Below are 15,216 nucleotides of genomic sequence, written 5' to 3'. Positions count from 1 at the left end.
CTAGTGCTTTTTAAAGGTAAATACAAAAATACTTGAAAAGAATTTAAAGAAGTTTCCTTGTACAGGAGGTATATATGATTTATTTAACTAAGCCAGATTCTACGAAATATTTATTGAATCATAATAAAATCATTTCAATCGAAAAATCATTGATGGGGTATAACCTATTAATGGAAGGTGGACAAACCTTCACAGTAATTGAAACTGAAGAAGAAATAAATAAATTGATTGAAAGATATAAAGTTAACATTATAAAGGCGGCAATTATTGAAGCCAAAAGGTGTGTGGAAAATGAATAAAAATCGTGATCCAAAATGGTTAAAAGATATAGACGTTAATCTTATTGTTGAAGTTGGAACAACAATGAAAACGGTAGATGAAATCTTATTATGGCGTAAAGGAACAACGCTTAAACTAGAAGACTCAATAGTTAACCAATTAAAGGTCTATGTAAACAATCGTCAGTTCGGTATCGGCCACATTTTAAGAAATACAGACGGCGAAATGAATTTAAGATTAGAAAAAACAATAATAATGAAAGGAGAAGATGAACTTGTACCCAAGAATCCTGATAATCAATGAAACAATTTATAGTAGAGCGATGTTAAAAAACATATTGGATCAGCTTAGTCAATTTATTATCCTAGAAGCAGAAAATGGTAAGGAAGTAATTGAAACTTTAACTGACAGCAAAAAAAAGAATAGAGAGTTCGAATATATCTTCCTAGATTTTGAAATGAAAAAAGAAGATAGTCTTGAGATCTTAAAGAAAATAAGAGAAATTGAACCACTAGTAGAAGTAATAATTTGTGGTGGAAGTCATCTAACAGATGAGAATATTAAGAAATCTATGGAAATGGGAGTGAAAAGATTTCTTACTAAACCATATAAATTAGAAGAGGTCTCAATGGTTCTTGAAATTTAATGAGGTGATAAAATGGGAAATAAAAAAGAGCAAAGTTATAGCCTATATGATTTTGATCGTCCGGATAAATTTAGTTTTGAAAATCTAAGAAGCTTAGATTCTATTTTAACTGTTTTTGCACGTAACTATGCAACAGATTTATCAGGATTTCTAAGAATGCCAACTGAAATAGAAGTGAAAAAGGTTGATCAGTTGCCGTTTGCTTCTGAGTATCTAGAGAAAAAAGAGAAAGATGAACATATCTTTTGCGTTACTAACATTGATGATAAAGAACAAATTATAATACAATTTGATGTCGGTTTCTTACTACGAGTTCACGCAAAACAAACCGGCGGTAGATTTGGAAAAATTGAGAAGGTTAAAAAAAGCATAACTGAATTTGAAAAAATCACCGCAGAACATCTTATTGAGAATCACTTATACCCACCGTTGCAAGAAGCATTTAAAAACGTGTGGGACTTCGAATACTCCATTTATACCACTGAAACAGACCCTCAATATGCAAAAATAACACTTCCACAAGATATGGTCGCGGTCATAACATTCGACGTAAGAATAGGTACTGAGTATTCTACTATGGAGATTGTTATCCCATACCTATCTATAGAAAGTTATATCGAACGCTTAAATACAGATAATGTTCTTAAAAATCGTAAAACGGAAACTCCGGCAGAACAAATTTTTTACCTAAGAGATCATTTATTACAACTCGAGGGTAATTTAGAGGTAGAGCTTGGTACTATTTCACTAACTGTGGAAGAGCTTTTAAGTTTAGAAAAGGGCGACACCCTGATATTAAATCCAATTGACCAGCCGGTTAAATGTAAATTTGGAGGAAAAGATAAATTTATAGGAAAAATCGGTTCAAAAGAAGGAAAAGCAGCTGTTAAAATCATTGGGATGGCAAAAGAAGTTGAAGGAAAAGAAGAAAAGATACAAAAAGTTAAAGAGAAGTTTATAGAAGAACCAACTAAAGATAGTTAAGAAGGGAGGAACCGGTTAACGGGACGTAATGACAAACGAAAACAATAATCAAGATAACACTAAAGATGTTAATCCAGTAATATTAGAAGAATTAGAAAACCAAACTAATAAAGAAATTTCCCTAAAAGAAATTGAAAAACTAGGTGATGTGGAACTTCCTGTACGGGTTCTTTTTGCTAGCATTACTAAAAAGTTTGAAGAAGTACTTGCAATGTCAGAAGGTGAAGTAATTCCATTAAACAGATTTGCCGGAGAATTTGTTGATGTTGTTGTGGACGATAGAGTTGTAGCGAAAGCAGAAATCGTTGTAATTGATGATAGCTTTGGTGTAAGACTTGCAGAAATTTTACCTTCAGACGAAAGGCTAGCACCTTCACGTTTGGAAGACTAGAGTAAAGTAGGGAACGGAAAATGTTATTAAATTTTATTAATATCTTTATTATATTTTCTATTCTTTTCGGACTCATTTGGTTTATCACTAAAAAAGCGAAAAACCGAACTTGGGCCGGAATGAAGAAAAGTGAACATATTAAAGTAGTAGATGACGGCATACAGATGGGATTTGGACAAAGGTTATCGGTAATCAGGGTAGAGAAAGAATATTTCTTATATACATATGGACAAAATGGTGTAGGGTTTCAAAAACTAGAAGCAAGCCATATAGAGAGTCAGGAAACGAAATGGGAAAAAGAGATAATGGGTGAGAATCATCAAGATTCATTCAAAGCATTAGGAGAAGTATTTAAAAATGAAAAATAAAATTGCTCTTTCTTTACTCTCATTAATTCCTCTCTCACTTACCCTCAGCGAAAAAGCATATGCTGCCCCATTAGTAGATTTAAAGATTGGTCAAAATGGAGATTTATCATCATCTTTAGAAATCTTTATTATTGTAACGCTACTTTCATTTTTACCCGCTCTTATCATTACAATGACTTGCTACGTTAAAATGTCTATTGTTTTATCCCTTACAAGGCAAGCATTAGGGACGATGACAGCACCGCCAAACCAGGTTATTAGTGGACTAGCATTAATACTAACAATATTTGTTATGGCACCAGTTGGTGAGAAAATCTATAATGATGCTTATTTACCCTATAAGAACGGAAAAATAGGTTTTGAAGAAACTATAAAAAAAGCAGAAGCACCATTAAAAAAATATATGGTTGATAATGCGGATGAAAAGAACATTCAAATGATGGCGAAAATAGCAGACGTTAAGATTGAGAAAAAAGAGGATGTTCCTTTTCTAGTAGCTACAGTTGCTAATTTAATAACACAAGTACACGATGCATTCGGAATGGGAGTACTCATAATGTGTGCTTTCGTAGTAATTGATATGATTGTAGCTGCCATCTTAATGCTATTAGGGATGTTTATGTTACCTCCAAACTTAATAAGTATGCCAATAAAATTAATAACATTTCTAGCTGCTGGCGGTTTCCAACTGATCATAGAAATTTTAATTCAAGGCACGAAAGTATAAGAGAGCTAATAAGCTCTCTTTTTTTATGTTTCTGTGTGAATTTAATCAGGGTTTTATTGAAAATAATCGCAATGAATAAGAAGAGGTGAGAATATGGATATCTCCAACGTACAATATGTATTTCAATCACTAATGACCACTGGAATAGTTATTTTATTTCCGTTTCTGGTTATTACTTTTATTGCCGCGATCATTATAGGAGTATTTCAGGCAATGTCACAAATACAAGAACAAACACTTTCATTTGCACCGAAATTAATAATTATTTTTTTAATAGTTTCTTTATGTGGTTCAATAATGTTCGAAAAAATGGTCCAAATGATTCAAGAAACGTTAAGGATGTCATCTTCATTGTTTTAAGGAGTGAAAACATTGTCATTTGATCAATATTGGATACTGGTGCTACTAGCGCTATCTAGGTGTATAGCATTTATATATTTTTTACCATTCTTCAAGAACCCAGGCATTCAAAATTTAACTAAAATCGCAATCTCATTAGGTATTGCGGTATTTGTTGCTTATAGAATGGAACCAGTACAAATCGAAAACTTATGGCATTTTGCCGGCTTACTCTTACTTGAGTTTATTGTAGGGTTAATTCTGGCTTATATAATCGAAATGATGGTTTCAGTAGTTAGAATTGCTGGTTCATATATTGATATGGACATTGGTTTAGCCAATCCATTTGCAGATATGAATAATACACAAACAACAATTGTATCTAGTATTTTTTACTCGATGTTTGTATTACTATTTTTAGTGTTAGACGGTTTTAATCAGATGTTTGCAGGGTTTATTTATTCATTTGGTCTTGATATATCTGGTCAATTTCTTACAGGCGGAAAAGTACTTAATTTTATTCTAGAAACTTTCACTTATATGTTCTTTAGTGCCTTACAAATTGCGTTACCTTTTATGATGGCAACCTTTTTAGTTAACTTAGCTTTATTACTTATGAGTAAGTCTGTAGATAAAATTAACATTTTAATGAACGTGTTCGGTATCAAAATACTAGTGGGTTTATGTTTGATCTTTATCGCTATACCAACTCTAACTATTGTATTCCAGCAGTTAAATGAAGGTTTAATGGAACACTTTATGGATGTAATGAAATTAATGTTTGAAAGAAAATCTTAAAGGTAGGTGAGGCGTTTTGGCCAAAGACGGTAAAACGGAAAAAGCCACCCCGAAGAAGAAACAAGACGCCAGAAAAAAAGGGCAAGTTTTAAAAAGTAAAGAATTTAGTAATTTAATGAGTTATGGTTCTTTATTTATTGGAGTGGTTTTTTTAGGATCGTATATAATAGGTGTTTTCTATAAAATAATGAATACGATGTTCGAACAAATACAAATAGGTGCAACTCCATCACAGTTAGTTAAAGAGATGTTGATAGAGGCTGCGCCTCTTCTTATAGGAGCAATGGTTATAACAATTGTATTCTCTATCATTTCAGGTATTGTTCAAGTTGGTTTCTTATTTTCTCCTGAGGCCGTAAAGCCGGACCCGAAAAGGATTAATCCAGCTAATTATTTTAAGCAGATTGCAAATATGAAGAAAACAGGATTTGACCTAACGAAAAATGTACTAGTATCCATCATAATTGGAGCAGTTCTATATAATATTTATTTAAACAATGCTACGAAATTTCAAGAGTTTTTGTTTTTATCTTGGTTCGAATCAATTCAACAGTTTAAAGCTATATTAAACGAACTATTAATTAAACTTGGTATCGTTTTTGTTGTATTAGGTATTGTAGATTATCTATTCCAGAAGTATCAGTACGAAGATAATTTAAAAATGAAGAAACAAGAAGTTAAAGATGAAATGAAAAACGCAATGGGTAACCCTGAAATCAAACAACGTCAAAAGGCACAGTTTAGAAAGTTATTAGAAAAACAAGTAGCCAAGAAGGTACCGGATGCATCTGCGATAATTGTTAACCCTACTCACTACGCTGTTGCAATTCGTTATAAGAAAAAAGAAGGCGATAAAGTCCCTCGAGTGATTGCAAAAGGCGTGGATCACATAGCGTTATATATGAAAGAAATAGCAAAAGAAAAGAACATACCAATCATTGAGAATGTCCCTCTTGCAAGAAAAATGCACGCGGAAATTGAAGAAGGGGATTATATTCCTGAGGACTTATATGAAGTGGTTGGTAAAATCATCGCTAAACTTGTTCAAGATAATAAGATTAAAATAGATTAGCGTATTTACTAGGAGGAACAACGTGAATTTCAGATCAGTTTATGAAGAATTTAAAACGGCTATTTTTATTTTTGGTATTATTTCGTGGGCAATCTTCTTAATCGTACCGATGCCAGGCATAATAATTGACCTTTGTATATCTGGGTCACTTGCATTCGCAATGGTTGTACTAATACAATCCTCTACAATTGATAACTGGGATAAATTTAGAACGTTCCCAATGATTCTATTAATGAGTACAATCTTCCGCATTGCTTTTAACATTGCTACTACTAGAAAAATAATATCAGGTGAAAGTCCGGGATCGGTTATTGAACAAGCAGGGCACTTTATTGTTAGAGATGAAGTGTTAGTCGGTTTAGTTATGTTCATAATCTTAATCATTGTACAATTTGTTGTAGCTAGTGGTGCAAGTCGATTTGGTGAGGTATCAGCAAGATTTATGTTAGATGCACTACCAGGTAAACAAATGAGTATAGATAATGAATTTAACCAAGGTGCGATTGATGAAAAGACAGCAAAAAGATTAAAGAGAAGACTTCAGTTACAAGTAGATTATTACGGTAATTTAGATGGTGCTGGTAAATATATTAAAGGTGACGTATGGGCCAGCGTAGCAATGATTGTTGTAAACCTCGTTGTTGGTTTAATTGTTGGTATGGTTAAATTAGGTCTTCCGTTTGCAGAAGCAGCGAAAAAGTTCACATTACTTACAATTGGTGATGGAGTAGTAAACTTAGTCTGTGCATTAATGATTACCGTTGCGGGTGCTATTGTTATGGCAAAGGTTGAAGATGAAGACGAAGATGAAACAAATGAAAATAAAAAGTCAATGAGTATTCTACAGCGCATAATATTAGAATTAATTCCTAATAGTAGAAATTTATATATTGTAGGCGCAGTAATGATTTTATTAGGTATTGTAGGGCTACCATTCCTACAATTAGCTTTACCGGGTGCGCTTTTAATATTCGCCGGTTACACAGTTCAAAAGAGCCAGAATAAAGAAGAAGTAAATAAGAATCAGCAAGAATTAGAGAAAAGAAATGCTGAAAAGAAAGCACCAAAAGAAATTAAAATTAAAAGAACAGGTGAACCAATCACTCTCGAAGTTGGTTATAAGTTGGCCCCTTTATTTATGGAAGGGGAGCGCGATGTATTTGGTAACAAAAAAGAGAGTATTCAAGATAAAATTCAAATAATGCGTCAAATATTCGCCAATCGCTTAGGAGTTAGAATTCCCTCCATAAAAATCCACGATAACGTTTCACTTCATCCTTCCACAAAGTATGTGATAAAAATTAAAGAATGTAGTGTAGCTACAGGAGAAATAAAGAAAGATAGAGTTTTAGCTTTGCCTACACCCCTTGTAATCAGCGATATAGAGGGAGAAAGAACAAAGGATCCTATTTATGGTCAGGAAGCATTCTGGATTAAAGAAGAAGAATTAGATGATGCAACTGAAAAAGGATATGATGTTTGGAATCCGATCACAATTATTGCTACGCATTTACACGAAATGATCGAAAATAACTTATACCAATTCATTTCTCTTCAACAAGTATCCGATATGGTTAACGAAGTAGGAGAAGAGCAACCAATTCTTAAAGAGAAAATGGATAAAATTGATGATTTATATCTTCTGCAAAAAGTTATTGTTTCTCTATTAAAAGAAAAGGTATCAATTAAAGATTTAGCTACAATTATCGAGGCATTCATTGAAGTATACCATCGAACAAAAGATGTAGACACTATCGTTTCCTTTGTAAGGACAAGGATTTCTCGTCAAATCTGTGAAAACTATATTAACAAAGACGGCAAATTATATTTAATATCTCTTAAAGACGAAAAAGAAATAGAAGTTAATTCTCACGACGGTATAAATATTTTAAAAATGGACTACGATTGGCAAGTGCAATTTGTACAGAAAGTAAAGAACGAAAAAGATGTCGCAAGAACAAGTAAAATCAGTCCAGTATTAGTAGTACAAAGACCAGAATTAAGACCTGCAATAAGTCGTATGATGGAGAGCTTTGAAGCTGATATACCAGTAATATCAGTATTTGAGTTGCCGCTAAATGTACAAAATTCAGTAATAGCAAATATATAATTAGGAGGTGAATGGAGAGCTTTGCTTTCCATATAAATGTCAGAACTAAGAATAGAAAAAGGATTATCTCCTGAAGAAATCTATCAAAAAATCGAAGAAGAACACGGTAAGAATTACAACGTACGTAGCAAAAATAAAAAGAAGAAATATATATTTCCGTTTAAATTTAAAACAGAATATATTTATGAATACGAATTAACGAAACAGCCGAAAAAAGATAAAAAAGCCATTATTGAAGTCCTAAAGCAAGCAAAAGTTGAAAAAACCAAAAAAGTTGAGATGGGAACTGATACACCGAATATTGAATCTGCATCAGTACCTGCGCAAGTGCAGGTGGTAAATTCAGTACATTCACCAGAAATCTATGACTATTTACTCGAACAAGAGCTTGATGAAAAATGGATTAAGCATCTAATTGAATTAGCAGAAAAAGATCAACCACAAACAGTTCTAGATTGGAAAGAAAAAATAAGTAATATAATTGAATCTCAAATGGAAGACTGGGTAGAGAAGAATGATTTTCAAATCTTAACTCTTTTTGGCCCAACAGGAGTTGGAAAAACAACTACTTTAATCAAAATTATGAATCGTCTTCAAAGTGGTAATAAAAAAATTGGAGTGATAACGACCGATAATTTCCGAGTTGGCGCATACGAACAAATGAAGAACTACTCAGAAAAACTGGACTTCCCACTAATTCAAAGCAATGTTGATGAATTAACTGTACCTGTTAACGTTCTTAAGCACCAAAAAGGTATGGATTATATTCTAATCGATACATACGGAAGAAACCCAAAAGATAAAGAAATGAAAGATGAAATTCAAATGTATTTAAATACTGTTAATCCAGAAAGCGTTAGCTTAGTATTAGCAGCAAACCAAAAATACAAGGATATGGTGAAAACGATCCAAGCATATAATGATGTGAAAATCGACCATCTTATTATTACAAAAATAGATGAAACAGATTCACTTGGATTTATCTATAACCTATATAAAGAATTTAACATTCCTATTTCGTATCTTACATTTGGACAAAAAGTACCTGGAGACATAGAAACATTCTCTTCAAACGCATATGTAAAAAGATTATGGGAAAGCTTCTCTATTTAATAGAGAAGCTTTTTTATATTTTCAAAAGAGGTTAACCAACTAACGAATAATATCTATAAGGCAAAAGACCTTATAATTATTTTATTTTGAGGGGGGCTTATATGAATTCGTCTCCTGAAGAGCTATGGGAACGTTTTGAAATTGAAAAAAGCCAAGAACTTAGAAATCAAATTGTTAATAAATATATAAACCTTGTTAATAAGGTTGCAAATAAAATGAAATATCCTGACAGTATAGAAAAACAGGATATTCGTCAATATGGCATCATTGGATTAATTAAAGCTGTCGATAAATATGACAATAGCTTAGGAGCTAGATTTGAACATTATGCATCTATAAAAATCCAAGGTGAAATTCTTGATCAGTTAAGACAGTTTGGTAAACAGTCTCAAGGAGTTTCAAGAACAACGATTAAGCGAATCAGAGAACTAGAAAAAGCGAAAAAAGATTTGTTTATGAAGAAAAACGATAAGGTAAACGAAAAAGAATTAATGGAGTATCTAAATCTAGGAGAAAAAGAATTTAGTCAGTTGCAATTTAAAACACAAATTTATAATGGTATCTCAATTGATGCTTTTTATGAAAACCCTAGATATGAAAAAAAATACACGCAAGAACCTACTGATACTGAAGGTGAAATTATATTAGAAGAAATAAACAATAAACTTCCTGAATACATAAAAAAGTTAAAAGATGTTGAGAGAGAAGTTATTGAAAACTATTATTTCAAGATGAAAAACACTGGTTATATTGCAAATATGCTAGGCGTAACACAAGCGCGAGTGTCACAAATACATCACGATGCAATTAGGAAGTTACGTCTTATGATAAATAACGAATAGAGGTGTTGAAATGGGTAATATCTACACAGCTGCTATGGGTATGATCTCTTATCAAAATAAATTAGAAGTTGTAGGAAACAACGTTGCAAATACAAGAAGCGCAGGTTATAAAAAAGATCACGAGACATTTAGAGTTTTTGAAGAAGGTATGAGAAAGATAATTTCAGCAGATAAAACTTCAAAAATAGGACCATATCAAGATGAGGTACACGTTGATAATGTTCAGACTAATTTTAGCCCAGGCTTACTTAAATTAACTGATCGTGCCCTAGATGTATCGCTGGATGATAAACGGGATAAAGATGGTAAACAAGATATCTCTTTCTTTGAAGTTGAACTAAATGGAGAGAAGTATCTAACTCGAGAAGGTAAATTTCAAATCGATAATGAAAACAACCTATCTTTAATGAACGGGGCATTTATTTTAGACTCCAACGGTCAACATATTAAAGTTCCTAAAGGTGTAGAACTAAGTATCGATACAGAAGGAACTTTGGTAAATAAAGCGACTGGAGAAGAAATTACAAAACTACAGATTAGAAGTGTAGAACAAAATAATACAGGATATCTTAAGAAAGCATTCGGTAATATGTTCGAAGTAATGAGTGTTGATGAAATACAGAATAGTTTCGGTCCGCTCAATAAAATAATAGATTCATTTAATGAAAATCCATCGCTACAAAAAATACTTAAAAATCCTAATGTATTAACAGAGGCACAGGGTACTGGACAAATAAATATATTTAAACCTACGAACGATGTAAATGTCAGACAGCAAATGCTAGAAGAATCTAACGTTGACATAAGCTATGAAATGAATGAAATGCTACTTGCTCAAAAGGGGTTTCAAGCAAACTCTAAAGCAGCAATGACTATGGATAAAATAAATGAAAAAGATGCAAATCAAATAGGAGTCTAAAATGCTCCTATTTTTCTTTTTTATTTTTTAATAGCAACTATTGTTTTTCAGAAAAAGCGAAGAATATAATTCATTCGAAGTTGAAAATATCAAAGTGAATAGCGAAAGTTCTTTTCTTCCAAAAAACGAGGGAGAAATACACTGCCCAAATTTTATGAGGAAAGTAATCGTTATACAAATATAGACAAATTGTTAGAAAATCCACTGTTAGCACAAATTACTTTGGATCCGAAACGAGCTGAAATTATTGAAGTTTTAGCAAAGGAACCAACAGTCATTGCCTATATGGACAATCTTCTATCAGATATTGATTTGAGCTTTTCTAAAACAAAACTTTAACTTACAAAAGCAGAGAGAATTAGAAAGCTGAAAAACCAAAACAAGAATCAATACCTTTCAAGAGTATAGAAGTAACTTGTAAAAGTGTCTTAACAGGAGTTCAAAGTATTTAAAAGTTTAATGAGTTAGGGATATACACGAGTTAAGGCAAAGGAGATAGTAAAATGCGACAGCTTGAAAACCCTAGAGGAACTGATTTAGGTGATAAAGCAGATTATTTTACTAGATACTTTGTTACAAAAAGAAATAGAGTCAATTGAGAAAAATTTAGTATTTCACAAAAAGATTATGTTGTTTTGAAGGTAAAACATAATTTATTTGAAAGTAATTTTAAAGCTTCTCAATCAATAAAGGGCTTATTTACAAAAGATATGGATTTAATATTAATAGGAGGTGCGAACTGGTCTTTGACCGGTGACTACTATGGATAAAAAAACATTTGGATTAAATCGTGGAGTATGGTGTGGTAAAGTTATTGGAGAACCTGAATTTAACCACGAATTACGTGATAAAGAAACTCAAGAAATTATTGAAGAATATTTCTTAGTTGATGTTGAAGTAGAATACGAAAACAGTAAACAAACTGTTAAAGATACTTCAACTTTACCAGTTTTACTTACAAAAAGTAAGATGGATACTCTTGGCGGCGTTAAAGAGGGCGATTTATTATTCATTAAAGGTGAATACCGCGCTTACGATCGTCGCGACGAGGAAAGTGGAAAACGTCAAACAATTACTCGTGTATTAGCTAAAAAATGCGAAAAAGTTGAAGACTACACTCGTACTCGTAACAAAATTGAATTCCACGGAGTATTAAAAAATAAGCTTTACAAGTCTAAATTTACTGAAGATGGCATTCTTGAAAAAGATGAAAAAGGTCGTCCAGTACCAGTATTAGATGATGAAGGCAACAAAATTCCTTGGACTAGACGTAATCAAGACGGTCTTACAGTTAATGATTTCGTTTTAGAAGTTGCTAAAGAAATCATCACTGAAAACGGTGAAGTTAAAACTATTTACAAAGACTACATCCCTATGATTTCTTATGGCCCAGTTGCTTGGCAAATTGCTAAAGAAATCGAAGTAGATACAAAAGTAAAAGTTCGTGGTTACATCCGTCGCCGTCCTAAAAACGGATTTGAAGGTGAATATGTATACGAGCCTGTTATCGTACGTATCACACCTGTCAAAGACGAAGAGTAATCTACATAATTAAAAACCACTCTTAAGTTAAACTTAGAGTGGTTTTTTTATTTATTCCTAGATTTATTTTTTTTGAGGCGAAAAATAAAATGTATAATGATAATTCGAGAAGGGGGGCAAGTAATTGTATTTAGTAAAAACAAAATATAGTTTAGAAACAAATATTGAGCCAAAAACTTTGTTGGAAAAGGCAACCGAAACTAATAACAGAAACCTGTTTATTATAGATGAAGGTCCTTATGCTTGGTTAGAGATTGAGAGATTAAATAAGGATTTCAATCTGAATGTAATTTATGCCATTAGTAAAGAAAGAAATGGTGTCAAATTAATTTGGATACCCAATGGAGAAATATTAAAGAACATCGCAAAGTTAGAAAATGCGTACAGAAAAAATCAATTCAACGAAATCAAGCCAAATGAATTCTCTGTCCTTTTAGATCCTTCAATTGTTACCAAAAGAGATGTATTACAAAAAGATATAGATACTTTACTTTGGCTGAAAAATAAGTTTGAAAAGGTTTATATACTGAATAAAAAAGAAGCAGCACACAATATTAAAATTTTGAAGGGGAAAACAGGAGTTCACCCTATCAATCTCAAAGAGGCATCTTATTTAGAACCGAACGATAGAGATGTTAGTTTAATGAGGAAAGCGATTAAAACAGGTGAGTTTAAAGAAGATGATTATAGGGGTTTCGTATTTCCAAACGAATTCCTTAGAGGTGAATTAGGCAACCACGAGTACAATAGAACTCAGAAGTTTATCGAAGGGATAAAGCAGGATTTTATTATTGAGGGGCATCCTAGATTTAAAGAAAAGAAGATGGAGTATTGGAACAAAGCTGAAATTGAATCTACCACTATACCAAAAGACTGGAAGAAATTCTTTAACAGGAAAGTCAAGATACCCAAATCAGATTGGGAGCAAAAGAAACTGGCATTATTATGCTATAAGGCCGGAGTAGGTTTTAATAAAAAGTACGGGGAAGATGATATCCGTAGAGAAGCAGCATTAGAACGCTTAAAAAATGAATTAGCCACCATTGCAGAGAAAAGGTTTTACAACTACTTCTTAATGGTCGAAGATTTCATCCATCATTGTAAGAGTAAAGGTGTTAGAGTGGGTAAAGGTCGTGGCTCAGTAGTTGGAAGTGTTTTAGCATTCTGTTTGGGCATTATTGAAATCGATCCGGTACAATACGAATTGAAATTCGAAAGATTTATTAATCCATTTAGGTCTAATAAACCTGATATCGATATCGATCTACCTTATTCTCAAATCCACATATTAACGCAGTATGTAAAAGAAAAATACGGGGAAGAGTTCGTCGCAAAACTTCTTACCTTTACTACATTTGGCGTAATCAATGCAATTCAATCTATAAAAAATGTATTCGGCATTAAAGAAAAGATTGAAACTTGGTTTCCAAAAGGTCTAAACGATTTAGAAGTTTTCTTGAATAGTGATGAGGGCAAACTTGTAAAAAACAAGATGATCGAAAAGAATTACTTTCATATTATGGACTATGTGAATGGTATTGCGGAGTTACCACAATCCCTATCGGTTCATCCAGCCGGTGTTGTAATTAGCCAAGAGCTAAACGAAATTCCGCTTATTGAGAGAGATGAAGAACTTGTAGTTCCTTTTACAAAACAAGACGATCAAATTGAGCGCTTAGGTTGTATGAAATTCGACTTCTTAACTGTAAGAACACTAGATGTAATTAAAGAAGCTGAGGATATACGTAGAAAATTAGGTAAGAAATTATTACCTTTAGATTTTAACGACTCAAAAACTTATGAATTATATCGTTCAGGTAAAACCTTTGGAGTGTTTCAAATGAAATCTAAAGGAATGAGGGATACGTGTATAAGTGTGCAGCCAGAAAAACTTGAAGATTTAATGGACATTCTATCACTGTACCGCCCCGGCCCTAAAGACGAAATTCCTAATTATGTACAGAATAAAATGAAAGGGAACTGGTCTTTCGACAAAATGGATCAGAACTCACAAGAGTTTCAGGATATCGTACCAATTCTAAACAAAACTCACGGTATTATCGTATACCAAGAACAAGTAATGGAAATAGCGTCTATATGGGCAGGATATGAGCTTGGTGAAGCTGATTTACTTCGTAGAGCTATCTCGGAAAAGAAAATTACTTTAATGGAAATAGAAAGAATTAAATTCATCGATCGTTCTCAATTAAACGGAAGAGAAAAGGCTGTTACAGAGTATATATATTCGCTAATTGAGAAATTTGCACAATATGGTTTTAATCGTTCTCACGCAGGTGGATATGCAGTATTTTCATTTGAAACCTGTTTCCAAAAAGCTCATTATCCAGTTGAGTATATGACCGCTTCTCTAAATAACGCTTTAGCAGATAGAAAAAAACTAAAGGCTTATCTATCTGAAACAAATCGAATGGGGATTGAAATTCTAAAACCTGATATTCTTAAAAGTGAACCATTCTTTACTGCGACAGAAGATGGGAAAATAAGAATGGGATTAGCAGCTATTAACGGTATAGGTCTAATCCAAGCAAAAAAAATAAAAGAAATAATAAAATCACACAAAAAGAATACTTTCGATGAAATTAAGACTCAATTAAGCCAAAATAAGATGACAGGTAGAACAATGGATATCTTAATTAGAGCCGGAGTTTTTGATTGTTTCGGCGATAGATTTCTCTTATGGCAAAGTGTTAAGTATAAGAAGAGACAAAATGAAGATAAAAACTTAGAACCAACTCTCTTATATATCGAATGGGAACAACAATTGCTTCAACACACATTTAGCGATCTATCGAAGTTAACAGATGCACTGCAAGAAAATGAATTTATGGTTGAAAAAATAACAGAAATTAAAGATAGAAATGGACGATTAATGGCCTTTATACAAGTACAAGGGAAGTATGAGAAAAAAGATCTAATCGCTTACTATAATATTTGGAGTAATTTAAAGAATAAATTAGCTACAGGTATTATTATTGAACCAAATTTAAAAAACGATAGAGTAATTTCATACGCAAAAATAAAAGACGAATCATAATAATGATTTGTCTTTTTTAATGCCATTAGAT

16 protein-coding genes are annotated in these 15,216 nt (G+C 32.4%); all 16 read left to right on the top strand.

Translation table 11 applies throughout. The features are described from left to right. Positions 1–74 precede the first annotated feature (74 nt). Positions 75–299, top strand: a complete 225-nt coding sequence (locus tag VF726_RS13175) for a flagellar FlbD family protein (RefSeq protein WP_088362402.1) — start codon at positions 75–77, stop codon at positions 297–299. After that, positions 292–582 carry a FliM/FliN family flagellar motor switch protein gene (locus VF726_RS13170; RefSeq protein WP_440168717.1) on the top strand — a complete coding sequence of 97 codons (291 nt, stop codon included), beginning with the start codon at positions 292–294 and terminating at the stop codon, positions 580–582. The genes VF726_RS13175 and VF726_RS13170 overlap by 8 nt, the downstream gene beginning before the upstream one ends. Further along, a complete protein-coding gene (locus VF726_RS13165) occupies positions 554–925 on the top strand; it encodes a response regulator (protein ID WP_440168714.1) in 372 nt (123 codons plus the stop codon). Before VF726_RS13170 ends, VF726_RS13165 begins: the two co-directional genes overlap by 29 nt. A gap of 12 nt (positions 926–937) precedes the next feature. Next, positions 938–1,909 carry a flagellar motor switch protein FliM gene (locus tag VF726_RS13160; protein WP_440168711.1) on the top strand — a complete coding sequence of 324 codons (972 nt, stop codon included), beginning with the start codon at positions 938–940 and terminating at the stop codon, positions 1,907–1,909. 28 nt (positions 1,910–1,937) lie between these two features. Then, positions 1,938–2,300: a FliM/FliN family flagellar motor switch protein gene (locus VF726_RS13155; RefSeq protein WP_088362398.1), complete on the top strand. Its 363-nt coding sequence runs from the start codon at positions 1,938–1,940 to the stop codon at positions 2,298–2,300. Between the two features lie 20 nt (positions 2,301–2,320). Continuing rightward, positions 2,321–2,668 (top strand): flagellar biosynthetic protein FliO, encoded by a 348-nt coding sequence (locus tag VF726_RS13150; RefSeq protein WP_440168708.1) that lies wholly within the window; start codon positions 2,321–2,323, stop codon positions 2,666–2,668. After that, complete coding sequence (locus VF726_RS13145; protein WP_440168706.1) at positions 2,658–3,395, top strand: flagellar type III secretion system pore protein FliP; 738 nt, start codon at positions 2,658–2,660, stop codon at positions 3,393–3,395. Before VF726_RS13150 ends, VF726_RS13145 begins: the two co-directional genes overlap by 11 nt. A gap of 93 nt (positions 3,396–3,488) precedes the next feature. Beyond that, complete coding sequence (locus VF726_RS13140; RefSeq protein ID WP_088362395.1) at positions 3,489–3,755, top strand: flagellar biosynthetic protein FliQ; 267 nt, start codon at positions 3,489–3,491, stop codon at positions 3,753–3,755. A gap of 12 nt (positions 3,756–3,767) precedes the next feature. Beyond that, positions 3,768–4,532, top strand: a complete 765-nt coding sequence (locus VF726_RS13135) for a flagellar biosynthetic protein FliR (protein ID WP_440168702.1) — start codon at positions 3,768–3,770, stop codon at positions 4,530–4,532. A 16-nt stretch (positions 4,533–4,548) separates the two neighbouring features. After that, on the top strand, positions 4,549–5,604 hold the full coding sequence (locus VF726_RS13130; protein WP_440168701.1) for an EscU/YscU/HrcU family type III secretion system export apparatus switch protein: 1,056 nt from the start codon (positions 4,549–4,551) through the stop codon (positions 5,602–5,604). Between the two features lie 22 nt (positions 5,605–5,626). Beyond that, on the top strand, positions 5,627–7,714 hold the full coding sequence (locus VF726_RS13125; RefSeq protein ID WP_440168698.1) for an FHIPEP family type III secretion protein: 2,088 nt from the start codon (positions 5,627–5,629) through the stop codon (positions 7,712–7,714). A gap of 36 nt (positions 7,715–7,750) precedes the next feature. Then, entirely contained in the window at positions 7,751–8,827 is a 1,077-nt protein-coding gene (locus tag VF726_RS13120; RefSeq protein ID WP_440168696.1) for a hypothetical protein, read from the top strand. 101 nt (positions 8,828–8,928) lie between these two features. Then, positions 8,929–9,669, top strand: a complete 741-nt coding sequence (locus VF726_RS13115; protein WP_440168693.1) for a sigma-70 family RNA polymerase sigma factor — start codon at positions 8,929–8,931, stop codon at positions 9,667–9,669. 10 nt (positions 9,670–9,679) lie between these two features. Continuing rightward, complete coding sequence (locus tag VF726_RS13110) at positions 9,680–10,588, top strand: flagellar hook-basal body protein (RefSeq protein WP_440168691.1); 909 nt, start codon at positions 9,680–9,682, stop codon at positions 10,586–10,588. A 762-nt stretch (positions 10,589–11,350) separates the two neighbouring features. Beyond that, a complete protein-coding gene (locus tag VF726_RS13105; RefSeq protein ID WP_088362388.1) occupies positions 11,351–12,130 on the top strand; it encodes a hypothetical protein in 780 nt (259 codons plus the stop codon). 124 nt (positions 12,131–12,254) lie between these two features. Continuing rightward, the gene (gene dnaE, locus VF726_RS13100) at positions 12,255–15,185 is read left to right on the top strand and encodes a DNA polymerase III subunit alpha (protein ID WP_440168689.1); all 2,931 of its coding nucleotides are present in this window, start codon (positions 12,255–12,257) and stop codon (positions 15,183–15,185) included. Positions 15,186–15,216 lie beyond the last annotated feature (31 nt).

Source organism: Bacillus sp. Brlt_9 (genome assembly GCF_051948935.1).
Lineage (GTDB): Bacteria > Bacillota > Bacilli > Bacillales > Bacillaceae_G > Bacillus_A.
Note: the sequence above shows the minus strand (reverse complement) of the source record. Positions and strands in the feature narration are given on the sequence as shown.